Raw genomic sequence first — 23,675 nt, forward strand, 5'->3', positions numbered from 1 at the left:
GGTCGGGGTATCAACATATCTGGCGTTGACTTTTGGCACGCTGTTGAGTTCTCAAAGAACGGACGCTTCCTTTGGATTCCCTTCCGGGTTTCCTCCGGGCCGTTTTGAAAGGACCGGGGCCCTTTCGGTGTGTCTCCGACTCTACCAGATCTTTTCCGGTCCGTTTCCGGGTCGTTTCCGATTCTGATTTCCCCTGTCGGCGGGGTGCCTTCCGGCGTGTTCACTACTTTAGAGGTTTTCCCCGCCAGGCTCCAAATCGAGCTTTCGCAAGGGAATTTCGGCGTGCCGAAAGCGACCCCGGTTAGGGGGAAGTCTTAGGTAGTGATTGTCCGCTTCGGGGGCGTTATCGCCGGACTCTCTGAGCCGTAGCAAGCCGTCCCGTTTCAAGCGGCTCGACCTACGTTAGGTGGCGGCCTTACCCGCGTCAAGTCCTGTCCTGCGCCGCCTCGGCTGGTGTGGCCGGTATGGACTCACGGTGGGGTCGTCGGTCAGCCAGAAGCGCCAGGGCTGGTGGGCGCCTTCGCCGCCGACGCCGGTGCGGGGGCCGCTCTGTATGACTCCGGGGTGACCGGGCTCACCTGCGAGAACGCTGAGGGGTGCGCTGCTGTCGTGGGTGCACAGGTCGGTGCCGTTGAGTTCCCGGTCGACTGCCAGGGCTGTGGCGAGGCGTGCCGGGCCCTTGGCCAGTTCTGCGTCCTTGCGGGCCTTGGGACGGCGTTCCCGCGCCAGTTCCACGCCCTCGGTGATCTCGCCGGCGCGGAGCAGCACTCCGCTCGCGTAACCCTCGGGACCGCAGACGAGGTTCAGGCTCCACCACATGCCGTAGATGAAGTAGACGTACGCGTGGCCGGGGGGACCGAACATCGACGCGTTGCGTGCGGTCTTGCCTCGGTAGGCATGTGAGCCAGGGTCTGCCTCTCCCGCGTACGCCTCCACCTCGGTGATGCGCAACTGGATGCGGGCTTCCGGCGTCGTGCGTACCAGGACGCGCCCGACGAGGTCGGGGGCTACGTCCAGAACTGGACGGTCGAAGAAGGAGCGTGGCAGCGGCTCAAGGCCGTCGGCATGGCTCCGCGAACGGTCTCGGCCTGCGATCATGCCGTCCGAGCGTAACAAGAACGCTGTGCGTTCCCAGATGGGGAGGAATCTGATGGGGTTCAAGAAGATGTTCGCGAGCGTCGGCGTCGGGGGTGCCTCGGTCGACACCGTGCTGCACGAGCCGCACGCGGTTCCTGGCGGTGTTGTCCAGGGTGAGGTGCGTATCGAGGGTGGCTCGGTGGCGCAGCAGATCCAGTCGGTGTCCGTCGGTCTGCAGGCGCGGGTCGAGGTGGAGACCAGCGACGGGGAGATGAAGCAGAACATCGAGTTCGGCAGGCAGCGGCTCGGTGGGGCCTTCGAGCTGGAGGCGGGGGCCACGCATGTGGTGCCGTTCGGGCTTGAGGTTCCGTGGGAGACGCCGATCACTTCTGTGCTGGGGCAGTCGCTGGCGGGGATGAGCATCGGCATGACGACGGAGCTGGCCATCGCCCGCGCGGTGGACTCGTCCGACCTGGACCCGGTGGACATCCATCCGCTGCCCGCACAGCAGGCGATCCTCGATGCCTTCGGCGCACTGGGCTTCCGCTTCAAGTCGGCCGACATGGAGAAGGGGCACATCAGGAACACCCGGCAGCAGCTCCCCTTCTACCAGGAGATCGAGTTCCACGCTCCGCAGCAGTACCGCGGGCTGAACCAGGTCGAGCTGTCGTTCGTGGCGGACTCGCGGGGGATGGACGTGGTGCTGGAGATGGACAAGAAGCCCGGGCTGTTCACGGAGGGGAGCGATTCGTTCCGCGCCTTCCCTGTGGAGTTCGACAGCTTCCAGCAGACGGACTGGACGGCGTACATCAATCAGTGGCTGTCCGAGGTGGGCGGGAAGCGCAACTGGTTCTGAGGACGCTCAGCCGAGGAGGACCGTGAGCGGGGTCTCTCGCACGGCCCAGAAGCCGACCGCGGCGGTGAAGACCTCAGCCGCCGCGGCGGCGTCCTTCGGATCGGTCTCCTCGAAGCTCGACCAGCTCGTGGCGAGGAAGAGGTAGCCGCGGGTCTCGCCCCACCAGGAGAGATCGGTGAGGAGGTCGGCGAGGGCGTCCCAGTTGCGGCCGAAGTAGTCGGGGAGTTCGAGCCCCGCCGCACAACGCTCCATGAACTCGGCCTTGTTGGTGGCCCCCGCCAGATCCACCACCGCGTCGACCCAGCCGGCGGCTTCCGCCTGCATCAGGGCGTCGGGCCCCACGGAGGGAAGGCGGTAGACGCCGGGGGGCACCGAGCCGTCGAAGAGTCCAGGAAGGTCTTCCTGGGGCAGTTCGGGCAGTTCCACGGGGCTGGTCATGGTCGCACCACCGCTTCGGAGTCTCGTCGTGGTCAGGGGCGAACGGGTCGCGGGCATGGGGCTGGGCTGTACTGCGTGTGCCGTCGCACCCGCCATGGTGACAAAGACAGGCAGTCGGGATCGTTAGGCTGGCCGTTTCAGGCGATTCGCGTGACGAGGAGGATCCGACGTGACGGACCAGCAACGGCGCCCGCTCCCCCATGACTTCCACCCCCCGGTGCCGTCGATTCGCGTGACGAGCGACGACCTGGCGGACGGCGGCCATCTGGGTTCCGCACAGGTGTACGCGGAAGGCAACACCTCACCGCATCTGCGCTGGGAGGGCTACCCCCCGGAGACGAAGAGCTTCGCGGTGACCTGCTTCGACCCCGACGCTCCTACGGGCAGCGGTTTCTGGCACTGGTCCGTCTTCGACATCCCGGTCTCGGTGACCGAGCTGCCCACGGGTGCGGGTACCGGGGACATGAAGGGTCTGCCCGCCGGGGCCGTACATGTACGGAACGACTTCGGGACGCGGGACTTCGGTGGCGCGGCGCCGCCGCCGGGAGACGGTCCGCACCGCTACGTGTTCACGGTGTACGCGGTGGGTGAGGAGAAGCTCGGGGCCGACGCGGACGCCTCGCCGGCCGTCGTGGGATTCAACCTGCGCTTCAAGACCGTCGGGCGTGGGGCGCTCATCGGCGAGTACGGGATCCCGGCCGAGGGCTGAGTCACAGTATTTCCGTTGCGCCGCGCCCTGTGCGCGGCGCACTGTGTTCCACGGGCAGTCGATACCGCGACGCGGCACATCACCGCGGCGGGGGCGCGCTGACACCTGGTGTCTGCCGCCCGCCGGAGTCCGGCCGGGGGCTGGATGACCGCGTCGGCTGCCCTTCTTCACCCTCAGCGCTCCTCTCTCGGCGCTCCACCTTCAGCGATTCCCTCTCGGTGCTCCCTTCTCAGCGCTCCTCTCTCAGCGCTTCCTGTCGATGCTTTGCCGCCACGTGTTCCACTTGATGAGTGGTTCTGTTCGGGGAGCCGTGTCCTCCTGTACAGCGTAGGGAAATTGCGTTGTCGGCCTGGGGGGACAGGGGCACAGTTGGTGCCACCCCGGGCGCGGGCGCGTGCGGGCGATCCGGGAGGTGGTGGGGATGCGGGACACCCTGGTCCTGAACGCGAGCTTCGAGCCGCTGTCGACGGTGTCGCTGCGGCGTGCGGTCGTCCTCGTGCTGCGGGAGAAGGCCGTCGTGGAACAGTCGCACCCGGGTCTGCGGGTGCGCGCGGCGAACGTGGAGCTTCCGGTGCCGCAGGTGATCAGGCTGTGCAGGTACGTCAGGGTGCCGTTCCGACAACGGGCGCCGTGGTCGCGACGCGGCGTCCTGATCAGGGACCGGCACCGGTGCGCGTACTGCGGGCGCCGGGCGACCACGGTTGACCACATCGTTCCCCGGTCGCGCGGCGGCGAGGACACCTGGCTGAACACGGTGGCTGCCTGCTCGGCCGACAATCACAGGAAGGCCGACCGTACGCCCGTACAGGCGGGCATGCGGCTGCTCTCCAAGCCGTTCGAGCCGACTCCCGGTGACGCGCTGGTGCTGGCGCTGGGGATGAGGGACGGCGAGTCGCTGCCCGAGTGGCTACCGATGCCGGCCTCGGCCTGACCGGCCGTCACCGGACCTGGACGGGAGCGGGCGGCGTCAGCGCAGGAGCAGCTGGACGATCGCGGCGGCTCCGACGACAACGATCACGGCTCGCAGTACTCCGGGGGCCAGCTTGCGTCCGACACGGGCGCCGAGCTGGCCCCCGAGCGCTGATCCGACGGCGATCAGCAGGACCGCCGTCCAGTCGAACTCGGCGACGAAGAGGAAGAAGACGGCCGCCGTGCCGTTGACGACGGCGCCGAGGACGTTCTTGACGGCGTTGATGCGCTGCAGGTCGTCGTGGATGAGGAGCCCCATGAGGGCCAGGTAGATGACGCCCTGTGCGGCGCCGAAGTAGCCGCCGTAGACGCTGGCGACCAGCATGCCGCCCTGGAGGGGCAGGCCCCCGTGGGGGTGGGCCGTGCTCCCGTTGCGCTCGCGGCGGCGCTGGACGGCGCGGGAGAGGTACGGCTGGAGGATGACGAGGACCAGCGCGAGGGCGATCAGCAGCGGGACGATCATGTCGAAGGCGCTGGACGGCAGGGTGATGAGCAGGATCGCTCCGGCGAGCGCGCCCAGGAAGGCCGCCGCGCCGAGGCGGAGGACACGGCGGCCCTGGCCCCTGAGTTCTCTGCGGTAGCCGATGGCGCCGCTGACCGAACCGGGCACGATGCCAAGGGAGTTGGAGACGTTGGCCGTGACGGGCGGGAGGCCGGTCGCCAGGAGCACGGGGAAGGTGATCAGGGTTCCCGAACCGACGACGGTGTTGATGCCGCCGGCGCCGATACCAGCGGCGAAAACGGCCAGTGCCTCCCATACGGTCACGCGAAACCCCTCGGGCGCTCGGTGTCAGTGGCACCGATCATGCCCGAGGGGCGGGGTTCGTGCGCGGGTGCGTCCGCTCTGTGGGACCTGTGTGCGAGCGGGCGCCGGTGTCAGGTGTCGAGCGGGGGCTGCTCGCGCGGGGGCTTGCTGATGCCGGGGACGCTGGGAGTCCCGGCGCCGCCGCCCCTGCTGCTACCGCCACCCCGGCCGCCGCCGCCACCGCTGCCGCCGCTGTCGGGGCGGAAGTTGTCGAGCGCGCCGCCGAGGCCCTTGAAGGCGTCGCCGATCTCGCTGGGGATGATCCAGAGCTTGTTGGCGTCGCCCTCGGCGATCTTCGGCAGCATCTGGAGGTACTGGTAGGACAGCAGCTTCTGGTCCGGGTCACCTGCGTGGATGGACTCGAAGACCGTACGGATCGCCTGGGCCTCACCTTCGGCGCGCAGCGCTGCGGAGCGCGACTCACCTTCGGCCCTGAGGATGGCGGACTGCTTCTCACCCTCGGCGGTGAGGATCTGCGACTGGCGTACACCTTCGGCCTGGAGGATCGCGGCGCGCTTGTCGCGGTCGGCGCGCATCTGCTTCTCCATCGAGTCCTGGATGGAGGTGGGCGGCTCGATGGCCTTCAGCTCGACGCGGTTGACGCGGATGCCCCACTTGCCGGTGGCCTCGTCGAGGACTCCGCGGAGCGCGGCGTTGATCTCCTCGCGGGAGGTCAGGGTCCGCTCCAGGTCCATGCCGCCGATGATGTTGCGGAGCGTGGTGACGGTGAGCTGTTCGATCGCCTGGATGTAACTGGCGACCTCATAGGTCGCCGCACGGGCGTCGGTCACCTGGTAGTAGATGACGGTGTCGATGTTCACGACCAGGTTGTCCTGGGTGATCACCGGCTGCGGGGGGAAGGGGACGACCTGTTCACGCAGGTCGACGCGGTTGCGCACCGTGTCGATGAACGGGACGACGATGTTCAGGCCGGCGTTGAGCGTGCGCGTATAGCGTCCGAATCGCTCGACGATCGCGGCACTCGCCTGCGGGATGACCTGGATCGTCTTGATGAGTGCGATGAAGACAAGCACCACCAGGATGATCAGGACGATGATGATGGCGTCCATCGCCATGCCCCCTGCACTGTTTTAACTGCGCTGTTTTCAGAAGTCGTTGCGTCAAGAACTGCTGCTCGTGCGGTTGCTCACAGCCCATCACATCACGACGGCAGTGGCTCCGTCGATCTCCACAACATCGACCTGGCTGCCCGGCTCATAGCTTTCGCCCGAATCCAGCGAGCGTGCGGACCACACCTCGCCCGCCAGCTTGATCCGGCCCCCCTGGCCGTCCACCTTCTCCAGCACGAGGGCCTGACGGCCCTTGAGTGCGTCAACTCCGCTGGCCATCTCGGGCCGTTCGGTACGCATACGGCGTGCCACGGGCCGGACGACCAGGATCAGTGCGGTGGAGACGATCGCGAAGACGACGACTTGCGTCACCGGTCCTCCACCGAGCCCGGCGGCGATGGCAGCCGCGACGCCGCCCACCGCCAGCATGCCGAACTCGGGCATGGCAGTGACGACAAGCGGGATTCCCAGCGCTGCGGCGGCTACCAGCCACCAGACCCATGCATCCACACGCCCATGGTAGGCGCGCGATCAGCTCAACGGCAGGCCCTGTGCCGTCCAGCGGCCGGCGTTCTCCTCCACGACCAGCGGAAGCCCGAAGCACAGGGACAGATTGCGGGAGGTCAGCTCGGTCTCGATCGGCCCGGCAGCGAGCACGCGTCCCTGCCGCAACATGAGCACGTGCGTGAAACCGGGTGCGATCTCCTCGACATGGTGGGTGACCATCAGCATCGAGGGAGCGTACGAGTCACGCGCGAGCCGTCCGAGGCGGCGTACGAGGTCCTCGCGCCCGCCGAGGTCCAGCCCCGCCGCCGGCTCGTCGAGCAGCAGCAGCTCGGGATCGGTCATCATCGCGCGGGCGATCATGGTGCGCTTGCGCTCGCCCTCGGAGAGCGTGCCGAACTTCCTGTCGAGGTAGTCGGACATGCCGAGGCGGTCGAGGAAGGCGAGCGCGCGCTGCTCGTCCACCTTCTCGTAGCTCTCCTGCCAGTGCGCCGTCATGCCGTAGGCGGCGGTGAGCACGGTCTCCAGTACGGTCTGCCGGCGGGGGAGCTTGTCCGCCATGGCGACGCTGGCCATGCCGACGCGGGGCCGCAGTTCGAAGACGTCGACGGCGCCGAGCCGTTCGCCGAGGATCGTCGCGGTGCCGGAGGTCGGGAAGAGGTAGCTGGAGGCCATGTTGAGCAGGGTGGTCTTGCCCGCACCGTTGGGGCCGAGGATGACCCAGCGCTCACCCTCCTTGACCGACCAGGAGACATCGTCCACCAGAGCACGTCCGTCGCGGACCACGGATACGTCCACCAGCTCCAGTACTTCGCTCATGAGCGCGTTGTCTCCTATTGCAGTCGCGTTGTCTGTGCCTGTGGGCACATTCCCCAGGGAAAACCTACGCCACCGGGTACGAAGCTCGTTCTCTAGGCTTGGTTCATGCTCATGGAACCTCGCTCAGGCCGGTTGGCCGCCTGGGGAAACGCGTTGCTCGCAGGGCTCGTCTCACCTGATGAGGCGGCCGAACGGATCACTGGGGAGGACTCCAGGCACCGGGTCGTGGCGCCCGGCTCCGGGGAGGACCCCGAGGGTCTGACCCTGGCCCTGGGGCGGCTGCGGACGCGGGGAGCCAGGAGCCTGCGGGTCGCGCTCCCGGTCGCCGGGCACCCGCTGGGGCTGAGCGGTCCCCCGGAGTTCAACGTGCGCGCCGTGGACGCGGGAGAGGCCGTGCTGGTGCACGGGGCCGCGCTCGGTCTGGTGCCGGTGGTACGGGAGTCGGGGCCGCCCGGCGGCGAGGCCGACCCCGAGGACGTGCACACGGAGGTGTTGTGGGAGTGCCTGCCGGTGCGGGAGGCACCGCCGGCCGATGTGCCCTCGCTGGGTGAGGCCGAGCGGGAGCTGGCCGAGGCGATGCGGGAGGCGACGGAGGTGCTGACGCGGCTGGACGTCGCGGGCTCGGGGCCTGTCGCCGACGCGGCGCTGGAGGCGTACAAGGCACGGATGGAGGCGGGGCGCAGACTGCTGGCGCCGGGCTATCCACCGCGTGCCGTGCGGGTGCTGGAGCTGGCGCAGCGGGTGGCGGCCCTGGTCTCGATCGCGCAGGACGACCGGGGCGACGGGCGTGCGCACGGGGGTGCCGTGAGCGCGTCGGAGATGCTGGCGCGTGCGGAGGCGCTGCGGCCTGTGGAGCGTACGGCGCGGCGGGCGCAGGTGGCGGCGTACAACGCGTACGCGGAGGAGTTGGAGCGGCGGCGGGAGGGCGGCGCTTCCCTGGGTTAGCGAGAGGGCCGGGCCTCCTGGGGCCCGGCCGCCGGGAAGCAGCGGGACCCGCGGACCGTGTGGTCCGCGGGTCCGTTGTCCGGCTGCCGGGCCTGAACTCAGTGGTTCACGGCCTTGTTCCCGAAGGCGGGGTTCAGGACGCCGACGACGTTGATGGTGTTGCCCGAGAAGTTCACGGGGACGTGCACCGGCACCTGGGCGGTGTTGCCTGAGACGACGCCGGGCGACTTGGTCGCCGCGCCGTGGGCGGCGACGCCACCGTCGGCGAAGGCGGAACCGGCGGAGGCACAGGCCGCGACACCGGCGGCTGCGGTGACCAGGGCGGCCTTCTGTGCAGTGTTCATGGGGTGTTCTCCCTGTGGGGTCTCGCGAACCCGAGCTGCGGGGTCGTGTGTTGAGCGACGTCTGGGCCGGATGACGGAGGAAACGGACCGGAATCCGTACCGGCTCGCGGTCCCTCGTCCGGCCGGGTCGCTCAGTGGTTGTGGCTGTGGTTCCCGAAGGCCGGGTTGAGGACGCCGACGACGTTGATGGTGTTGCCGGTGGCGTTGACCGGAACGTGGACGGGGGCCTGGACGAGGTTGCCCGAGAGCACACCCGGCGATTTCGTCGCCGTACCCTGCGCCCCCGCGCCGTCGTGCGCCGAGGCGACGCCTGCTCCGGCGACGAGCACGCCACCGGCCGCCATCGTCACGGCCGCGGCCTTCTTCAGGTTCTTCACTGTGTTGACCCTCCTTGCGAACACCGCGGCGAACGGCCGCGGTGCCATGGAGAACGGGTCATCGTCATTGAAGATGCGCCGTAAAGATGACGACCACACGACGGTATGAATCACCTCGCGGAAGGGAACGTTCCGCGACCGCGGAACCCGGTCCGGATCAGCCCGTTACGCCGTGTCTGACCGCCCACAGCGCGGCCTGGGTGCGGTCCGAGAGATCGAGCTTCATGAGGATGTTCGAGACATGGGTCTTGACGGTCTTCTCGGAGAGCACGAGGGCCCTGGCGATCTCGCGGTTGGAGCGGCCGTCCGCTATCAGGCCGAGCACCTCGCGCTCGCGCTCGGTCAGCGAGGGGCCGCGTCCCGAGCCGCCGCCCGACTGGTCGTCGGACAGGAGCGCCCCGGCGACCTCGGGCTGGAGCAGCACGTGGCCGGCGTGGACGGAGCGGATGGCGCCTGCGAGGGCGTCGGGGTCGACGTCCTTGTAGACGTATCCGGCCGCGCCCGCTCGCAGGGCCGGTACGACGGTGCGCTGTTCGGTGAAGCTGGTGACGACCAGGACGCGCGCGGGGTTGTCCCGTTCGCGGAGCGTGCGCAGTGCCTCGATGCCGTCGGTGCCCGGCATCTTGACGTCCATCAGCACGACGTCGGGCCGCAGTTCCTCGGCGCGTGCCACTCCCTCGGCGCCGTCGGACGCCTCCCCGACGACTTCGATGTCGTCCTGCACCTCAAGGAATGTGCGCAGTCCCCGGCGGACGACCTGGTGGTCGTCGACGAGCAGCACACGGATCGGGTCAGCCACCGGGCACCTCCATTTCGACAACGGTGCCCTTGCCGGGCTCCGACTGGACGGTCAGCTTGCCGCCGACGCCGTTGGCCCTGTCCCGCATGGAGACGAGGCCGAGGTGCCGCCCCGCGCTGCGTACGGCGCCCGGGTCGAAGCCCGTTCCGTCGTCGGTGACGGTGAGCACGGCGCCCTGCCCGTCGCGTGCGCTGCGGCGCAGGACGACGCGTACGTGGCCGGCCTCAGCGTGCCGCAGTGCGTTGTGCAGCGCTTCTTGTGCGACGCGGAGCAACGCTTCCTCCTGGGCCGCCGGCAGGGCGCGTACGCCTTCGCAGCTGAAGGTGACGGAGGCGGTGTGCGCGCGGTCGAGCACCTGGGCCTGGGTGCGGAGGGTGGCGACGAGGCCGTCCTCGTCCAGCGCGGCGGGGCGCATCTCGACGACGGCTGCGCGCAGTTCGTCGACGGCCTCGGCCGAGAGGCGGGCGACCTCCTGCAGCTCGGCCTTGGCACGGGTGGGGTCGCGGTCGACGAGCGCGGTCGCTGCCTGCGCCGTCAGGCGGAGGGAGAAGAGCTTCTGGGCCACGGCGTCGTGCAGCTCGTGGCCGATACGGGCGCGTTCGCCCGCGATGGTCAGCTCGCGGCTGCGCTCGTAGAGGCGCGCGTTGGTGAGGGCGATGGCGGCGTGCTGGGCGAGCAGGCGCAGGAGTTCCTCGTCGTCCTCGGTGAAGGCGCACTCCTTGCCTGCGGAAGCGGGTGCGGGGCGTTCGTCCTGGGTGCAGCGCTTGTTGGCCAGGAAGAGGGCGCCGAGCACCTCTTCGCCGTCGGCGATGGGCATGCCGAGGAAGTCGGACATGCGGGGATGTGCGGCGGGCCAGCCTCCGAAGCGGGGGTCCTTGCGTACGTCGGCGAGGCGCTGCGGGGTGGCGTCGTGCAGCATCGCGGCGAGGATGCCGTGCTGGCGGGGCAGGGGGCCGATGGCCTTCCAGCGCTCCTCGCTCACGCCGGCGACGACGAACTGGGCGAAGCCGCCGTGGTCGTCGGGGACGCCCAGGGCCGCGTACTCGGCGCCGAGGAGTTCGCGGGCCGAGGCGACGATCGTCTGGAGGACGTCGCGCACGTCGAGCTGTCTGTTCATGGCGAGCAGCGCTGCGCTCACGGCGGCGAGTCCTGAACGGGGGACCATGCGCTCACGGTACCCGCGGCCACGGAGCCGGAAATCGGACAAGCGCTGGTGGGACACGGGGCGGTGGTCCTAGTCCTGTGGACCGAGACCTCGCGGGCGGGCCGGGGGGAGGGCCGTGGAAGGGAGCCGTGCCAAGGGCCGTGGGAGAGGGCCGTGTGGGGTGCGGGGCTGTGAGGGCTGACACAGGGCTGCCGGGGTGTACGGGGCCGCTTAGTGGAGGCCGGGGGCCGCGCCGGAGGGCGGGAGGGGCGGAGAGCGGGGGTCGCCACGAGGCGCGGTAGTACGCGGCGGCGCTGCGGCCCTTTGCGGAGCAAATCGCCGCCCCCTAAGAATGTCGCTCGCCGTGGAGCGACGCAGCGCCACGGTTCGCGAACAGAAAGAGGTCGACACCGTATGTCCGCACCTGGTCAAGCGCCGCAGCACAAGGCGCCCCGCCGCTTCACCCGGCTTCAGAAGGTCTCCGCCGCGACGGGTGTCGCAGCTGTGGGGGTGGGTGCGCTGGCGTTCGGGCTGGGCGCCGGGCAGGACGGTGCGGACGGGAGCACGGCACGGGTGGCCGGAGGGGAAGCAGAGGTGAAGCCGGTCGCGTGGCAGGCAGCCGAGCACAGCGTGGGCGAGCAGCGGGAGAGCGTCTCGCAGCAGTCCTCGCACGCGGACGCGCGGGCGAAGGCCGAGGCCAGGGCCGAGGCGAAGAAGCGCGCCGCGGCGAAGGAGAAGCGCGAGCGCGCGCAGGCCGAGGAGGCTCGCCGGGCGAAGGCCGCCGAGGCGGAACGGGCAGCGAAGGCCGCGGCGAAGAAGCGGGCGGACCACAAGGAGGCGGCGAGCCGTTCAGCCGAACGCAAGCCGGCCTCTGCTCCGTCGGGCTCGCCGCAGGAGATCGCGCGGCAGATCGTGGGTGACGGGGCGCAGTTCCAGTGCTTCTCGCAGATCGTCGAGCGTGAGAGCGGGTGGAATGTGATCGCGCAGAACCCGAGCAGCGGCGCCTACGGGCTGGTGCAGGCGCTGCCGGGGTCGAAGATGGCCTCGGCCGGCTCCGACTGGCGCAGCAACCCGGCCACCCAGATCAAGTGGGGCCTGAGCTACATGAACGAGACCTACGGCAGCCCGTGCGGCGCGTGGTCCTTCTGGCAGTCGCACAACGCGTACTGATCCGGACGCGAAACGCGAGAGGGCGGCTCCCCTGCTGTGAGGGGAGCCGCCCTCTCGTCCGTTCCTTCCGGCCGTCGTCCGCCGGCCGTTCGCCCGTCGTCCGTTACGGCTGGGAGTGACGCGCGGACCGTGAGACCGCCGTGAGCGCTACTCGCGCATGATCTCCGGCTCATGGCGGCGCAGGAGACGGATGATCACGAAGCCGCACAGGATGCCCATGACCACCAGGATGCCGACGTTCATCACCCACTGGTCCAGCGAGTGGTCCCACAGGGGGTCGGTGTTGGTCGGGTTCGTCTTGTCCTGCGGCATCAGCCTGCCCAGTTCGATGGTGCTGCCGAGTCCGGCGATGGCCCACCTGGACGGCATCAGCCATGCGAACTGCTCGACGCCGGGGCTGTCGAACAGCTTGAACAGGACGCCGGTGAACACCACTTGGACGACGGCGAAGAGGACGAGCAGGATCATCGTCTTCTCGGAGGTCTTGACCAGCGAGGAGATGATGAGCCCGAACATCATCGAGGTGCCGCCGAGCGCGATCATGACGAGCGCCATCTCGATCGCCGGGTTGGAGGCGAGCAGGCCCTCCTCGGGAAGGTCGCGCGGGAAGAAGCCGACCAGGCACATCAGCGCGCCCTGGATGGCGGCGACGACGCCGAGGACGATCACCTTGGACATCAGGTAGGCGGAACGGGAAAGGCCGGTGGCCCGTTCCCGTTCGTAGATGACGCGCTCCTTGATCAACTCACGTACGGAGTTGGCCGCACCCGAGAAACAGGCGCCGATGGCGAGGATCAGCAGGATGGGTCCCGCGTCGCCGTTCGTCTTGCCCGGCGGCGCAGTCAGTCCGAAGTCGGACGGCATCAACAGGCTGATGGCGCCCAGGATCAGCGGGGTGAGGAACGAGAGCACCAGGAAGGAGCGGTCGGCGGATATCACCGAGACATAGCGTCTGATGAGGGTCCACAACTGGGACCCCCAGCTCTGGGGTTTCCGGAGCTTCCTGGGCTGCGGCGACTGCGCCGGCTGCTGCTGGAGCGCGTACGGGTCCTGCTGCGCGCTCTCCGCCTGGTCGATGGACGCCGCGTACATCTGGTAGTGCTGCGAGCCCTGCCAGCGGCCCATCCAGTCGTAGTCGCGGTAGTTCTCGAAGGCGGAGAAGACATCGGCCCAGGAGTCGTAACCGAAGAAGTTGAGGGCTTCCTCCGGCGGGCCGAAGTAGGCGACGCCGCCGCCGGGCGCCATCACCAACAGCTTGTCGCACAGGCCGAGTTCGGCGACCGAGTGCGTGACGACGAGGACCGTACGGCCGTCGTCGGCCATGCCGCGCAGCAGCTGCATCACATCGCGGTCCATGCCCGGGTCGAGGCCCGAGGTGGGCTCGTCCAGGAAGATCAGCGAGGGCTTGGTGAGCAGTTCGAGTGCGACGGAGACGCGCTTGCGCTGACCGCCGGAGAGGGAGGTGACGCGCTTGTCGGCGTGGATGTCGAGCTTCAGCTCGGCGAGGACCTCCTCGACGCGCGCGTTGCGCTCGGCCTCGGCGACGTCGCCGGGGAAGCGGAGCTTGGCGGCGTAGCGCAGCGCCTTACGTACCTTCAGCTCCTTGTGCAGGATGTCGTCCTGCGGCACGAGGCCGATGCGCTGGCGCAGCTCGGCGAACTGCTTGTAGAGGTCCCTGTTGTCGTAGAGGACCTCGCCGGTGTCGGCAGGGCGGTACCCGGTGAGGGCGCGCAGCAGCGTGGACTTGCCGGAGCCCGAGGGGCCGATCACGCCGATCAGTGACTTCTCGGGGACGCCGAAGGTGACGTTGTTCAGGATCACCTTTCCGCCGTCGACCTTCACCGTGAGGTGGCGGGCCGAGAAGGAGACCTCTCCGGTGTCGATGAACTCTTCGAGGCGGTCGCCCACCAGCTTGAAGGTGGAGTGGCCCACGCCGACGATGTCCTGCGCCGTGATGATGGCCGAGCCGGACTTGGGCAGCGGCTGGCCGTTGACGTAGGTGCCGTTGTGGCTGCCGAGGTCGCGGATCTCGCAGCGCCCGTCGGGCGAGGACTGGAATTCCGCGTGGTGACGTGAGACCTGGAGGTCGGAGACGACCAGTTCGTTCTCCAGGGCACGGCCGATGCGCATGATGCGGCCGAGCGAGAGCTGGTGGAACGTCGTCGGGCTGCGGTCGCCCGCCGCGCCGGGAGCGCCCTGCGGCGGTACGCCCATACCGGGGGCGCCCATACCGGGGCCGCCCTGTGCGGGCACGTGCTGCTGCGGAGGCGGCTGCTGCGCGTACTGCTGCGGGGGCACCTGCTGGGCGTACTGCTGCGGGGGTACCTGCTGCGCCTGCTGCGGCGGCGCCTGCTGCTGCATGTGCGGCGCCTGCTGCCATCCGGGCTGCTGCGCGTGCGGCTGCTGCGGCGGCTGGTTCCAGCCGGGTCCGCCCGGTGCCTGCTGCTGGTGCGGTGCCTGCTGCTGGTGCGGTGCCTGCTGCTGGTGCGGTGCCTGGGGCTGCGGGGCCTGGGGCTGCTGCGCCTGGCCCGCGTACTGGTCGGGGCCGGGCTGTGCGCCGTACATGTCGGCGGGCGCCCCCTGGCCGCCGCCTCCCGGGCCGGAGAAGCCGAGCCGGGGTCCGTCGGTGGCGTTGCCCAGGTGGACGTTCATCCCCGGGGCCAGCTCCAGCTGCTGAATCCGCCGTCCCTGCACATAGGTGCCGTTCGTGCTGCCGTGGTCCTCAATGATCCAATCGCGCCCTCCCCAGCGCACCGTGGCGTGCCTCCAGGACACCCTCGCGTCCTCGATCACCACGTCACCCTGCGGATCACGACCCAGGGTGTAGGCCCTGGACGGATCGAGCGTCCAGGTCTGTCCGTTCAATTCCAGTACGAGTTCCGGCACTCCATGCCCCACAAAGTTGTCCCCCGAGGTACCCCCTGCTGAGAGGGAGTCTAGGGATGGCGAACATCGTGAGGAACTATTTCAGGCTCGGCGGTCCGACAGGAAGTCGACCCGGAAGAAGGGGCCAGGCTGTGACCGTTGGCGGAGAGGAATGTGACCGTCGGCGCGGGCGAAAGGGACCGGACGGTGAAAGCGCCCTTGAGTCCGCACTGATCCGGATTGATACGGACAACCGCACCGTGCACCGCACCGGACAACCGCACCGTGCAGCGCCGCGGCCCGGCGGGGCGCCGGCGCCCCGGTCCATGCCGTACGCAGCAGCCCGCCGAGTGGGGGTGTGCCGCGCGGCGGTACTGTGAGAGGACCATGAGCGCAATCTTGGCCACGCCTCCTTCGTACGCCGACACCCCGACGCTTCTCGTCAAGATCTTCGGCAAGGACCGGCCCGGCATCACCGCCGGCCTCTTCGACACCCTGGCGGCCTTCGCAGTCGAGGTCGTCGACATCGAGCAACTCGTCACCCGCGGACGCATCACCCTGTGCGCGCTGGTCACCTCGCCCAGCACCGGTACGGGCACGGAGGGTGAGCTGCGCGCGACCATCCACAGCTGGGCGGAGTCGATGGGGCTCCAGGCCGAGATCATCTCGGGCACCGGCGACAACCGGCCGCGCGGCACGGGCCGTTCACACGTGACCGTGCTGGGCCATCCGCTGACCGCCGAGTCGACGGCCGCCATAGCGGCCAGCATCACCTCGACCGGCGGGAACATCGACCGTATCTTCCGGCTCGCCAAGTACCCGGTGCTCGCCGTCGAGTTCGACGTCTCGGGCACCGAGACCGCGCTGCTGCGTACGTCGCTGGCGCTGGAGGCGGCCAAGTACGGCGTGGACGTCGCCGTCGTCGCCTCCGGGCTCCAGCGCAGGGCGCAGCGCCTGGTCGTGATGGACGTCGACTCGACGCTCATCCAGGACGAGGTCATCGAGCTGTTCGCCGCACACGCGGGCTGCGAGGCCGAGGTGGCCGAGGTGACGGCCCGCGCGATGCGCGGTGAGCTGGACTTCGAGCAGTCGCTGCACGCACGGGTCGAGCTGCTCGCCGGGCTGGACGCCTCGGTCGTCGAGAAGGTGCGCGAGGAGGTACGGCTCACCCCGGGCGCGCGCACGCTGATCCGTACGCTCAAGCGGCTCGGTTTCCAGGTGGGCGTGGTCTCCGGCGGCTTTACGCAGGTGACGGACGCGCTCCAGGAGGAACTGGGGCTGGACTTCGCCTCGGCGAACACGCTGGAGATAGTGGATGGGAAGCTGACCGGCAAGGTCACGGGCGAGATCGTGGACCGTCCGGGCAAGGCGAGACTGCTGCGCAGGTTCGCCGCTGAAGCCGGGGTCCCGCTCGTACAGACCGTGGCGATCGGCGACGGGGCCAACGATCTGGACATGCTCAACGCGGCGGGACTCGGGGTGGCGTTCAACGCCAAGCCGCTGGTCCGCGAGGCCGCGCACACGGCCGTCAATGTGCCGTTCCTGGACACCGTGCTCTACCTGCTCGGCATCACCAGGGAAGAGGTAGAGGCCGCCGACTGCGAGGACGGAACCGACTTCGAGGAGTGAGCAGCTTCGAGCAGTGACCAGCTTCGAGCAGTGACCGGAGGGCGCCCGGCGGAGAGTGACCAGTGGGCCGGGGCGGCCGGGAAGTCGGGGTGAGGGGCCGGGCTGTCGCCGCGGCCCCTCACCGCTGTACGGGGCTCGTTCACCGCTGTGCGGCTCGTTCACCGTTGTGCGGCTCGTCACCACCGTGCGGGGCTCCTTCAGGCGGAGCCGCGCTGCGGTCTCATTCGTGCGGGGCCCAGAAGTGGGTGAGTTCGGCCGTGCCCGGTTCCACGGACTTCCACGGGCCGCTGAAGCGCAGCACCGCGAGGGCGGCCGTGGGGAAGCCGCGTGACATCCGGGCGCGCGCCTCGCTGTCGCCGGTGCCGGCGAGCACGTCGGCGAGGGACTGCATGCCGGGGTTGTGGCCGATGACCAGCAAGTCCCGTACGTCGTCCGGGGTTTCGTTGATCACTTCGATGATCTGGCCCGGTGCCGCTTCGTAGAGCCGGTCCTCGTACACCGTCTTGGGGCGGTGCGGGAGCTGATGGACTGCGAGCTTCCAGGTCTCACGTGTGCGGGTCGCGGTCGAGCAGAGGGTGAGTTGCGGACTGATGCCGTGCTCGGCGAGCCACTCGCCGGCCGCGGGGGCGTCCTGGCGGCCTCGCTCAGCGAGGGGCCGGTCGTGGTCCGCCACCTGGGGCCAGTCGGCTTTGGCGTGCCGGAGAAGGACGATACTGCGGGGCACATCGACGCTCATGTGTCCCAGCTTCGCATGAAACGCGCTGCCGGGCGCGGGGTGTTGGGCGGCCTCCCCGGCACGGGTGACGGACGGTGACACCGGGGGCATTCGGCTCAGCGGCGGCGCGTACCCGGCCGGCCGCCGGTGCGTACCCGGCCGAGCGACGGTGCGCACTCAGCCGAGCAGCGCGTCCCGCACGTGGAGGAGGAAGGCGAGGAGGGGGTTCTCGGATGCCTGCTGGGCCGCGTGCGCCTGTCCCCCGCCGAGCAGCAGGGCGAAGAAGAGGGCGAAGCCGAGCGCCGGGAGCACCACCACCCACCAGGGGAGCCGCGTCTGCGCGCTGCCCGCGGCCGTGCGCGTCCGGCTCTTGCCTGTCGTGCGATGTGCGGGAGCCTTCATGGCGCTCGCCTCCCGTTCCGTCGGTCTCCGTCGTCCTTGTGCTTCGACGGTACGGAAGGCGGGGGCGGCGCCCCATCCGGTGACCCACCCACTTACCCCTGAGCCTGACCCCCTAGGGGGTGGTGGTGCCAGCCCCACCCCTGCGGTGACGGAGCAGGTCGGCGGGGGCCCGGCGGGGAGCCCCGCGCGTGCCCTCATGGGAGAGGGCAGGGCCGACCGGGTGCACGGTCCTCGGGGGCCGCGCCGGGTCACGGGGTCGCGGGCTCACGGCCACGGGGTCACGGTCACGGAGTCACGGGGCCGCGACGGAGCCTGAGGGGCAGGTACAGGGGGGCGTCGGTCAGGGCGCCGCGATGCTGGCGATCACGCCGATGACAACGGTGACAGCGATCATCACGCCGAAGATCAGCAGCAGCTTCTTCTGAGGCTTGGGCGGGTTGGGTTCGAGCACTGGCATGTCAGCCAGTGTCGCACTCAGCGTCCGTCCTCGATGACCCGGTCCCTGCCCGCGAGGAGGCCGGTCGCCATCTGCGCGAGCATCAAGCCGGTCATCAGCAGCAGCGGGACCTTCCAGCCGCCGCTGGCGTCGTGCAGGGCGCCGACGAGCAGCGGTCCGGGTATGGAGATGAGGTAACCGGTGCTCTGCGCGAAGGCGGAGAGCTTGACGACTCCGGCGCTGGAGCGCGAGCGCATGCCGATCATGGTGAGGGCCAGCGGGAAGGCGCAGTTGGAGACGCCGAGCACCACCGCCCAGAGCCACGCCCCCGCGGCGGGCGCGAACCACAGGCCCGCGTACCCGATCAGCCCGCACATGCCGAGCGCGAGGACCAGCGGGCCCTGGTGCCGCATGCGCGCCGCCATCTTCGGCAGGACGAAGGAGAGCGGTACGCCCATGCCCATGATCACGGCGAGCATCACTCCGGCCGCTGAGGCGGAGACACCGGCGTCCCGGAAGATCTGGGGCATCCAGCCCATCGTGATGTAGGCAGCCGAAGCCTGAAGCCCGAAGAAGACGCCGAGCGCCCACGCGGTCGGTGACCTGCCGATGCGGAGTGCCGCTCCCCCGGAGGTACGCTGGGCGCCGGAGCGGGATTCGGTACGGGCCTCGCCCTCCTCCGTCTCCTCGGGCACGGCCTCCTGCGCGGCCTGCGGTTCGGGGGCGCGGGCCGACGGATCGCGGAAGACGACGGCCCACGGGACCATGGCGCAGACGCCGAGCACGGCCCAGACGCCGAGGCCGACGCGCCAACTGCCGCCCAGCGCCTCGGTCATCGGCACGGTGACGGCCGCCGCGCAGGCCGTACCGAGAGCGAGCGCCATCGAGTAGAGCCCCGTCATGGAGCCGACCCGGTCGGGGAACCAGTGCTTGACCACGACGGGCATCAGCACATTGCTCACGGCGATACCCGCGAGGGCCAGCGCCGTTGCGGCGAGGAAGGTGACGGTGCCACCGGCGAAGGGGCGCAGCGCCAGCCCCGCCGTGATGGCCACCATGCCGGCGAGCACCACGGTCGCCGGGCCCCAGCGCCTGGCGAGGCGGGGCGCGAGGCCGCCGAAGATCGCGAAGCAGAGCGGGGGGACGGAGGTGAGCAGCCCTGTGACGGTGCCGTTCATCCCGAGACCGTGGCGGACCTCCTCCAGCAGCGGGCCGAGTCCGGAGATCGCGGGGCGGAGGTTGAGCGCGGCGATGACGAGGCCGATGGCGACGAAGCGCAGCACCCAGCGCGGGGCCGCCGCCCCAGTGGGTTCCGTGCCGCCCGGGACGGGCGGCGGCGCCGTGGGGCCCTGAGCTGCCGTGGGGCCCTGAGTCGGGGTCTCGGGTGCGGTGCGGGTCCGTAGACCTGTGGAATCCGGGGAATCCGGGGAATCCGTGCGGTCGTTGTCTGCCATGGCCATGTTGGCCATCATAGAATGATGGGATGAATCGCGGCCAATCCGTTTCCCCACCCTCGGCGCCCGCACTTCCGGCGCTCCAGCGCGCACCCCTGGCCGATCAGGTCATCGCGGCGCTGCGGCATCAGATCGCCTCGGGCGAGTGGCCCGTCGGGAGCCGCATCCCGACCGAGAGCGCGCTGGTCGAGCAGCTCGGCGTGGCCCGTAACACCGTGCGCGAGGCCGTCAGGGCGCTCGCGCACAACGGGCTGCTGGACATCCGGCAGGGCTCGGGCACCTATGTGCTGGCGACGAGCGAGCTGGCGGGGGTGATGCACCGCAGGTTCGCCGGTGCCGATCTGCGCCATGTGGCGGAGCTGCGCTCCGCGCTGGAGACGGCGGGCGCACGGCTGGCCGCGCGGCGGCGTACGGACCAGGACCTGCGGCAGCTCGACGGGCTGTTCGCACGGCGCGAGGTGGCGTGGGAGTCGGGGGACGCCGAACGGTTCGTCGACGCCGACGGGAATCTGCATCTGGGTGTGGTGGCCGCCTCGCACAACGACGTGCTCGCCGCTGTCTACGCCGATCTGGCCGAGGTGCTGCGCGACTTCCTGCGCGAGGACGTGGGCGAGGAGCTGCGCCCCGAGGGCTACATGGATCACGCGCGGCTGCTGGACGCGATCCGTGCGGGCGACTCGGAGGCGGCCTCGCGGGAGGCCGCCTCGCACACGGCGGAGTGGTCGCACTGCACGGGAACGCCGTCCAGGTGACGGTTTTCCGCCACGACGCGAACCCTTGACAGGGCCGAGAGCCGCCCTACGTTACATGCAACATTCAATATGCCACCGAGTCCTCTGGGGGACTTCATGCGCTGCGAACTGTTGTTGTCGGGCGGCCACTTGCTCACCATGGACGACCGCAGGACCGTCCATGAACCGGGCTCGCTCGCCCTCAAGGACGGCCTGATAGCGGCCGTCGGACCCGCCTCCGAGATCGACGGCGCCTGGGAGGCCGACCGCGTCGTCGACTGCCGGGACAGAGCCGTGCTGCCGGGCTTCACCGACGGGCACACCCATCTCTTCCAGGGGCTCGCGCGCGGCCTGGGCGAGGGCCTGTCCATCTGGCCCTGGCTCAGCGAATTCATGTGGCCCTACGCCATCGCCGTCGACACGGAGGACGCGCGGGTCGCCGCCACGCTGGGCGCCGTCGAGGCACTGCGCTCGGGCATCACCACCGTCGTCGACAACCACTACGCGCCGACGGACGCGGGATCCGTCCTCGCCGTCGCGCAGGCGCTGGAGTCCGCCGGGCTGCGCGGCGCCGTGGCGCGCGGAATGGCGGGCAGCAGAACGGAGATCGCCAAGCTGCGCGGGCTGCCCGAGGAACTGCACCGCTACTCCGACGCGGAGGAGCTGGAGATCACCCGTGATTGCATGCAACAGCGCCCGCCCGGCTCGGCGGTGGAGATCTGGCCCGCACCGCTGAACCTGAGTTACGGCAGTCAGGACCTGGTGCGCGGCGCCGTCGAGCTGGCCGAGTCCTTCGGTACCCGCTGGCACACGCACTGCTCGGAAGGCGCCAAGGACCCCGAGAGCTATCTGGCGGCTCATGGCGTACGGCCCGTGGAGTGGCTGGCCAGGGAAGGGCTGCTGGACGAGCGCGCTACGCTCGCGCACGCCATCTGGCTGGACGACTTCGAGGTCGGCGAGATCGGCGGCAGCGGCGCTGCCGTGGCGCACAACCCGACGTCCAACGCCTACCTGGCCTCCGGGACCGCACGCCTGCGCGACCTGCGTAGGGAGGGGGCGACCGTGGCACTGGGCACGGACGGGCCCAGCTGCGGGCATCGGCAGGACATGTTCGAGGTGATGAAGCAGACGCTGTTCGCACAGCGGCTGCGCACGCTCGATCCGGCCTCCGTGCGCTGCGAGGAGGCGCTGGAGCTGGCCACCCGAGAGGGCGGCGCCTACGCGGGGCTCGGCGCCGGCACGCTCGTGGCCGGAGCACCAGCCGATGTGGCCGTCGTCGCGCTCGACAGGCCCCATCTGCGCCCGCTGCACCGCGTGGTGGCGGCGCTCGTCTACTCAGCGCGGGGATCCGACGTGGAGCTGACGGTGGTCGGCGGCCGGGTCGTGTTCGAGGACGGGCGGTGCGTGCTCGTCGACGAGAAGGCGCTGCTGGCCGAGGCGCAGGAGCGCGCCGAACGGCTGGTCGCGCGCGCGGGGCTGGCGGGACTGTGCGTCCCGTGGGCCGACTGAGGGGCCGTCACGTCCGTCACGTCCGTCAACAGGGCCCGCACGGCCGGGGGTTCGGTTCGCGCGTACGTCTCGTGCGGCCCGTAGTCCCGTACCGCTCGTAGTCGCGTACGGCTCGAACGGCCCGTATTCCCGGTACCGCTCGTACGGCTGGCTCGTACCGCTCGTACGGCTGGCTCGTACCGCTCGTACGGCTGGCTCGTACCGCTCGTACGGCTGGCTCGTACGGCTCGTAGTCCCGTACGCGCGTGCATGCCGAGGCTCGTACGCGCGTGCAGCCAGCAGTCCCGTACGCGCGTGCACGCCGAAGCCACGTACGCGCGAGGAAGCCCCCGCCGGTCGCCGGCGGGAGGAGGGAGACCGCACATGGCTCGCACATCTTCCGGAAGCCATCCGTCATCAGGAACGCCGCCGGGCGCCGCCGTCAGGGAGCGTGACCCCGTGGAGGAGGTCCCGTCGGTGTGGCGGCTGGGCGTCTACGGCCTGCAGCACGTGCTCGCCTTCTACGCCGGCGCCGTCGTCATGCCGCTGCTGGTGGCCAAGGGCATCGGCATGCCCGCGCAGGACATCGGCTACCTCATCAACGCCTCGCTGCTGACCTGCGGAATCGCCACGCTGTTGCAGTCGGTGGGGCTGCCGGGCATCGGCATCAGACTGCCGGTCGTCCAGGGCACGTCCACCGCGGCCGTGCCCACACTCGTCTCCGTCGGCATCGCGGCGGGCGGCGCCAGGGCGGGACTGCCGACGGTGTTCGGCGCGGTGATCGCGGCGGGGCTCGCGCTCTTCCTCATCGCGCCGGTCTTCAGCAAACTGGTGCGCTTCTTCCCGCCGTTGGTGACCGGCACCATCGTGACGATCATCGGGATCACGCTGCTGGCCGTCGCCGCGCAACAGGTGGGCGGAGGTGATCCGGAGGCGCGGGGCTTCGGCAGCCCCGAGCACCTGGGCCTCGCCGGCGTCACGCTCGTGGTGATCCTGCTGCTGCACAAGGTCTCGCGCGGGTTCCTCGCCACGGTCGCCGTCCTGCTGGGACTGCTGGTCGGGACGCTGGTGGCGACGGCGGCGGGCAAGGCGGACTTCTCGGGGATCGGCGAGGCTTCCTGGTTCGGGCTGCTCTCGCCGATGCACTACGGGGCTCCGCGCTGGGACACGGTCGCGGTGATGAGCGTGATGCTCGTGATGGTGATCATCGCGGTGGAGAGCGTGGGGCAGTTCTTCGCGGTCGGTGAGGTCGTGGAACGGAAAGTGGAGAAGAAGCACCTCACGCGTGCGCTGCGGGCCGACGGGCTCGCCACGGCCATCGCCGGGTGGCTCAACTCCTTTCCCAGTACGGTCTATTCGCAGAACATCGGGCTGCTGCGGCTGACGCGGATCAAGAGCCGCTGGATCGTGGCATCCGCCGGGGCGATCATGATGCTGCTGGGCCTGATGCCGAAGGTCGGCGCGCTCATCGCCGCCATGCCGGCGTCCGTGCTGGGCGGCGCCACGATCGTGCTGTTCTCCACCATCGCGGTCGTGGGCGTCCAGATCCTCGTCCAGGCCGACCTGCACGACCAGCGCAACACGATCGTGGTCGCCGCGAGCGTCGGCATCGGCTTCCTGCCCACCGCCTTCCCGCAGTTCGCCGAGCAGATGCCGGGGCAGCAGCTGCATGCGCTGTTCGAGAGCGGGATCGTCCTCGGCACCCTCAGCGCCGTCTTCCTCAATGTCTTCTTCCACCACATGAAGCTGCCGGGGCGGCTTCGTGCGCGCTCAGCTCTGCACGCTCCGGGGGCAGCTTCTCGTGATCCAGAGCCAACTGGCCATGATCCAGGGGCAGTTGAGGCGTCGCGGGGCGTTGACGCACCCGGGGATTACATGCAACATGAAATCCATGCGAAGGACGCACCGCATCAGGGTGCTTGAGTCACC

The 23,675-nt window shown here is 70.0% G+C and carries 24 protein-coding genes; 9 read left to right on the forward strand and 15 right to left on the reverse strand.

Annotated features, from left to right (window positions below; translation table 11 throughout):
• Positions 1–402: 402 nt before the first annotated feature.
• On the reverse strand, positions 403–1,098 hold the full coding sequence (locus NMN56_RS38315) for a DNA-3-methyladenine glycosylase (RefSeq protein WP_274044556.1): 696 nt from the start codon (positions 1,096–1,098) through the stop codon (positions 403–405).
• Positions 1,099–1,150: 52 nt separating this feature from the next.
• Between NMN56_RS38315 and NMN56_RS38320 the strand changes: the two genes are divergently transcribed.
• Positions 1,151–1,933: a sporulation protein gene (locus NMN56_RS38320; protein ID WP_274044557.1), complete on the forward strand. Its 783-nt coding sequence runs from the start codon at positions 1,151–1,153 to the stop codon at positions 1,931–1,933.
• A 6-nt stretch (positions 1,934–1,939) separates the two neighbouring features.
• On the opposite strand, the gene NMN56_RS38325 is transcribed toward NMN56_RS38320, so the two are convergent.
• Positions 1,940–2,371 (reverse strand): barstar family protein, encoded by a 432-nt coding sequence (locus NMN56_RS38325; RefSeq protein WP_274044558.1) that lies wholly within the window; start codon positions 2,369–2,371, stop codon positions 1,940–1,942.
• Positions 2,372–2,540: 169 nt separating this feature from the next.
• On the opposite strand from NMN56_RS38325, the gene NMN56_RS38330 reads away from it, so the two are divergent.
• Both NMN56_RS38330 and NMN56_RS38335 read left to right on the forward strand, forming a co-directional pair.
• Positions 2,541–3,080 (forward strand): YbhB/YbcL family Raf kinase inhibitor-like protein, encoded by a 540-nt coding sequence (locus tag NMN56_RS38330; RefSeq protein WP_274044559.1) that lies wholly within the window; start codon positions 2,541–2,543, stop codon positions 3,078–3,080.
• Positions 3,081–3,501: 421 nt separating this feature from the next.
• On the forward strand, positions 3,502–4,011 hold the full coding sequence (locus tag NMN56_RS38335; protein ID WP_274044560.1) for an HNH endonuclease: 510 nt from the start codon (positions 3,502–3,504) through the stop codon (positions 4,009–4,011).
• Between the two features lie 36 nt (positions 4,012–4,047).
• Here the strand turns inward: NMN56_RS38335 and NMN56_RS38340 are convergent, their stop codons facing one another.
• From NMN56_RS38340 to NMN56_RS38355, 4 genes are all read right to left on the reverse strand, one after another.
• A complete protein-coding gene (locus NMN56_RS38340) occupies positions 4,048–4,815 on the reverse strand; it encodes a sulfite exporter TauE/SafE family protein (RefSeq protein ID WP_274044561.1) in 768 nt (255 codons plus the stop codon).
• Between the two features lie 110 nt (positions 4,816–4,925).
• Positions 4,926–5,924: an SPFH domain-containing protein gene (locus NMN56_RS38345; RefSeq protein WP_274044562.1), complete on the reverse strand. Its 999-nt coding sequence runs from the start codon at positions 5,922–5,924 to the stop codon at positions 4,926–4,928.
• A gap of 87 nt (positions 5,925–6,011) precedes the next feature.
• Positions 6,012–6,434 (reverse strand): NfeD family protein, encoded by a 423-nt coding sequence (locus tag NMN56_RS38350; protein ID WP_274044563.1) that lies wholly within the window; start codon positions 6,432–6,434, stop codon positions 6,012–6,014.
• Between the two features lie 21 nt (positions 6,435–6,455).
• On the reverse strand, positions 6,456–7,247 hold the full coding sequence (locus tag NMN56_RS38355) for an ABC transporter ATP-binding protein (protein ID WP_274044565.1): 792 nt from the start codon (positions 7,245–7,247) through the stop codon (positions 6,456–6,458).
• A 105-nt stretch (positions 7,248–7,352) separates the two neighbouring features.
• Between NMN56_RS38355 and NMN56_RS38360 the strand changes: the two genes are divergently transcribed.
• Positions 7,353–8,192: a hypothetical protein gene (locus tag NMN56_RS38360; RefSeq protein WP_274044566.1), complete on the forward strand. Its 840-nt coding sequence runs from the start codon at positions 7,353–7,355 to the stop codon at positions 8,190–8,192.
• A gap of 98 nt (positions 8,193–8,290) precedes the next feature.
• Here the strand turns inward: NMN56_RS38360 and NMN56_RS38365 are convergent, their stop codons facing one another.
• From NMN56_RS38365 to NMN56_RS38380, 4 genes are all read right to left on the reverse strand, one after another.
• Positions 8,291–8,536: a chaplin gene (locus NMN56_RS38365; RefSeq protein ID WP_274044567.1), complete on the reverse strand. Its 246-nt coding sequence runs from the start codon at positions 8,534–8,536 to the stop codon at positions 8,291–8,293.
• A gap of 131 nt (positions 8,537–8,667) precedes the next feature.
• Positions 8,668–8,913, reverse strand: coding sequence for a chaplin (locus NMN56_RS38370; protein ID WP_274044568.1), 246 nt, complete (start codon positions 8,911–8,913; stop codon positions 8,668–8,670).
• Positions 8,914–9,070: 157 nt separating this feature from the next.
• Entirely contained in the window at positions 9,071–9,712 is a 642-nt protein-coding gene (locus NMN56_RS38375) for a response regulator (RefSeq protein WP_274044570.1), read from the reverse strand.
• On the reverse strand, positions 9,705–10,877 hold the full coding sequence (locus NMN56_RS38380; protein ID WP_274044571.1) for a GAF domain-containing sensor histidine kinase: 1,173 nt from the start codon (positions 10,875–10,877) through the stop codon (positions 9,705–9,707). The genes NMN56_RS38375 and NMN56_RS38380 overlap by 8 nt, the downstream gene beginning before the upstream one ends.
• A 393-nt stretch (positions 10,878–11,270) precedes the next feature.
• Here NMN56_RS38380 and NMN56_RS38385 point away from each other — a divergent pair, with 393 nt between their 5' ends.
• Positions 11,271–12,026: an aggregation-promoting factor C-terminal-like domain-containing protein gene (locus NMN56_RS38385; RefSeq protein ID WP_274044572.1), complete on the forward strand. Its 756-nt coding sequence runs from the start codon at positions 11,271–11,273 to the stop codon at positions 12,024–12,026.
• Between the two features lie 147 nt (positions 12,027–12,173).
• Here NMN56_RS38385 and NMN56_RS38390 read toward each other — a convergent pair whose 3' ends face one another.
• The gene (locus NMN56_RS38390; RefSeq protein WP_283742553.1) at positions 12,174–14,912 is read right to left on the reverse strand and encodes an ABC transporter ATP-binding protein/permease; all 2,739 of its coding nucleotides are present in this window, start codon (positions 14,910–14,912) and stop codon (positions 12,174–12,176) included.
• A 366-nt stretch (positions 14,913–15,278) separates the two neighbouring features.
• Here NMN56_RS38390 and serB point away from each other — a divergent pair, with 366 nt between their 5' ends.
• A complete protein-coding gene (gene serB / locus NMN56_RS38395; protein WP_274044574.1) occupies positions 15,279–16,520 on the forward strand; it encodes a phosphoserine phosphatase SerB in 1,242 nt (413 codons plus the stop codon).
• A 220-nt stretch (positions 16,521–16,740) separates the two neighbouring features.
• On the opposite strand, the gene NMN56_RS38400 is transcribed toward serB, so the two are convergent.
• The 4 genes from NMN56_RS38400 to NMN56_RS38415 all read right to left on the reverse strand — a co-directional run bounded on the left by NMN56_RS38400 (position 16,741) and on the right by NMN56_RS38415 (position 19,533).
• On the reverse strand, positions 16,741–17,256 hold the full coding sequence (locus tag NMN56_RS38400) for a SixA phosphatase family protein (protein ID WP_274044575.1): 516 nt from the start codon (positions 17,254–17,256) through the stop codon (positions 16,741–16,743).
• Between the two features lie 156 nt (positions 17,257–17,412).
• Positions 17,413–17,637 (reverse strand): hypothetical protein, encoded by a 225-nt coding sequence (locus tag NMN56_RS38405; protein ID WP_274044576.1) that lies wholly within the window; start codon positions 17,635–17,637, stop codon positions 17,413–17,415.
• A 340-nt stretch (positions 17,638–17,977) separates the two neighbouring features.
• Positions 17,978–18,094 carry an SGM_5486 family transporter-associated protein gene (locus NMN56_RS38410; RefSeq protein ID WP_274044577.1) on the reverse strand — a complete coding sequence of 39 codons (117 nt, stop codon included), beginning with the start codon at positions 18,092–18,094 and terminating at the stop codon, positions 17,978–17,980.
• Between the two features lie 17 nt (positions 18,095–18,111).
• On the reverse strand, positions 18,112–19,533 hold the full coding sequence (locus tag NMN56_RS38415; protein ID WP_274044578.1) for a CynX/NimT family MFS transporter: 1,422 nt from the start codon (positions 19,531–19,533) through the stop codon (positions 18,112–18,114).
• A gap of 23 nt (positions 19,534–19,556) precedes the next feature.
• Between NMN56_RS38415 and NMN56_RS38420 the strand changes: the two genes are divergently transcribed.
• The 3 genes from NMN56_RS38420 (at position 19,557) to NMN56_RS38430 (ending at position 23,669) form a co-directional block, all read left to right on the forward strand.
• Positions 19,557–20,279, forward strand: coding sequence for a FadR/GntR family transcriptional regulator (locus NMN56_RS38420; protein ID WP_274044579.1), 723 nt, complete (start codon positions 19,557–19,559; stop codon positions 20,277–20,279).
• Between the two features lie 69 nt (positions 20,280–20,348).
• Positions 20,349–21,767, forward strand: coding sequence for an amidohydrolase family protein (locus tag NMN56_RS38425; protein WP_274044580.1), 1,419 nt, complete (start codon positions 20,349–20,351; stop codon positions 21,765–21,767).
• 363 nt (positions 21,768–22,130) lie between these two features.
• Positions 22,131–23,669: a nucleobase:cation symporter-2 family protein gene (locus NMN56_RS38430; protein WP_274044581.1), complete on the forward strand. Its 1,539-nt coding sequence runs from the start codon at positions 22,131–22,133 to the stop codon at positions 23,667–23,669.
• Positions 23,670–23,675 lie beyond the last annotated feature (6 nt).

This window comes from Streptomyces iconiensis (assembly GCF_028657195.3).
Lineage (GTDB): Bacteria > Actinomycetota > Actinomycetes > Streptomycetales > Streptomycetaceae > Streptomyces > Streptomyces iconiensis.

What these genes read in the sequence shown, in the direction of transcription:
- NMN56_RS38315 (WP_274044556.1), bottom strand. Translation starts at nt 1,098, where the DNA reads ATGATCGCAGGCCGAGACCGTTCGCGGAGCCATGCCGACGGCCTTGAG.
- NMN56_RS38320 (WP_274044557.1), top strand. Translation starts at nt 1,151, where the DNA reads ATGGGGTTCAAGAAGATGTTCGCGAGCGTCGGCGTCGGGGGTGCCTCG.
- NMN56_RS38325 (WP_274044558.1), bottom strand. Translation starts at nt 2,371, where the DNA reads ATGACCAGCCCCGTGGAACTGCCCGAACTGCCCCAGGAAGACCTTCCT.
- NMN56_RS38335 (WP_274044560.1), top strand. Translation starts at nt 3,502, where the DNA reads ATGCGGGACACCCTGGTCCTGAACGCGAGCTTCGAGCCGCTGTCGACG.
- NMN56_RS38345 (WP_274044562.1), bottom strand. Translation starts at nt 5,924, where the DNA reads ATGGACGCCATCATCATCGTCCTGATCATCCTGGTGGTGCTTGTCTTC.
- NMN56_RS38355 (WP_274044565.1), bottom strand. Translation starts at nt 7,247, where the DNA reads ATGAGCGAAGTACTGGAGCTGGTGGACGTATCCGTGGTCCGCGACGGA.
- NMN56_RS38360 (WP_274044566.1), top strand. Translation starts at nt 7,353, where the DNA reads ATGCTCATGGAACCTCGCTCAGGCCGGTTGGCCGCCTGGGGAAACGCG.
- NMN56_RS38365 (WP_274044567.1), bottom strand. Translation starts at nt 8,536, where the DNA reads ATGAACACTGCACAGAAGGCCGCCCTGGTCACCGCAGCCGCCGGTGTC.
- NMN56_RS38380 (WP_274044571.1), bottom strand. Translation starts at nt 10,877, where the DNA reads ATGGTCCCCCGTTCAGGACTCGCCGCCGTGAGCGCAGCGCTGCTCGCC.
- NMN56_RS38385 (WP_274044572.1), top strand. Translation starts at nt 11,271, where the DNA reads ATGTCCGCACCTGGTCAAGCGCCGCAGCACAAGGCGCCCCGCCGCTTC.
- serB (WP_274044574.1), top strand. Translation starts at nt 15,279, where the DNA reads ATGAGCGCAATCTTGGCCACGCCTCCTTCGTACGCCGACACCCCGACG.
- NMN56_RS38400 (WP_274044575.1), bottom strand. Translation starts at nt 17,256, where the DNA reads ATGAGCGTCGATGTGCCCCGCAGTATCGTCCTTCTCCGGCACGCCAAA.
- NMN56_RS38405 (WP_274044576.1), bottom strand. Translation starts at nt 17,637, where the DNA reads ATGAAGGCTCCCGCACATCGCACGACAGGCAAGAGCCGGACGCGCACG.
- NMN56_RS38410 (WP_274044577.1), bottom strand. Translation starts at nt 18,094, where the DNA reads ATGCCAGTGCTCGAACCCAACCCGCCCAAGCCTCAGAAGAAGCTGCTG.
- NMN56_RS38415 (WP_274044578.1), bottom strand. Translation starts at nt 19,533, where the DNA reads ATGGCCATGGCAGACAACGACCGCACGGATTCCCCGGATTCCCCGGAT.
- NMN56_RS38420 (WP_274044579.1), top strand. Translation starts at nt 19,557, where the DNA reads ATGAATCGCGGCCAATCCGTTTCCCCACCCTCGGCGCCCGCACTTCCG.
- NMN56_RS38425 (WP_274044580.1), top strand. Translation starts at nt 20,349, where the DNA reads ATGCCACCGAGTCCTCTGGGGGACTTCATGCGCTGCGAACTGTTGTTG.
- NMN56_RS38430 (WP_274044581.1), top strand. Translation starts at nt 22,131, where the DNA reads ATGGCTCGCACATCTTCCGGAAGCCATCCGTCATCAGGAACGCCGCCG.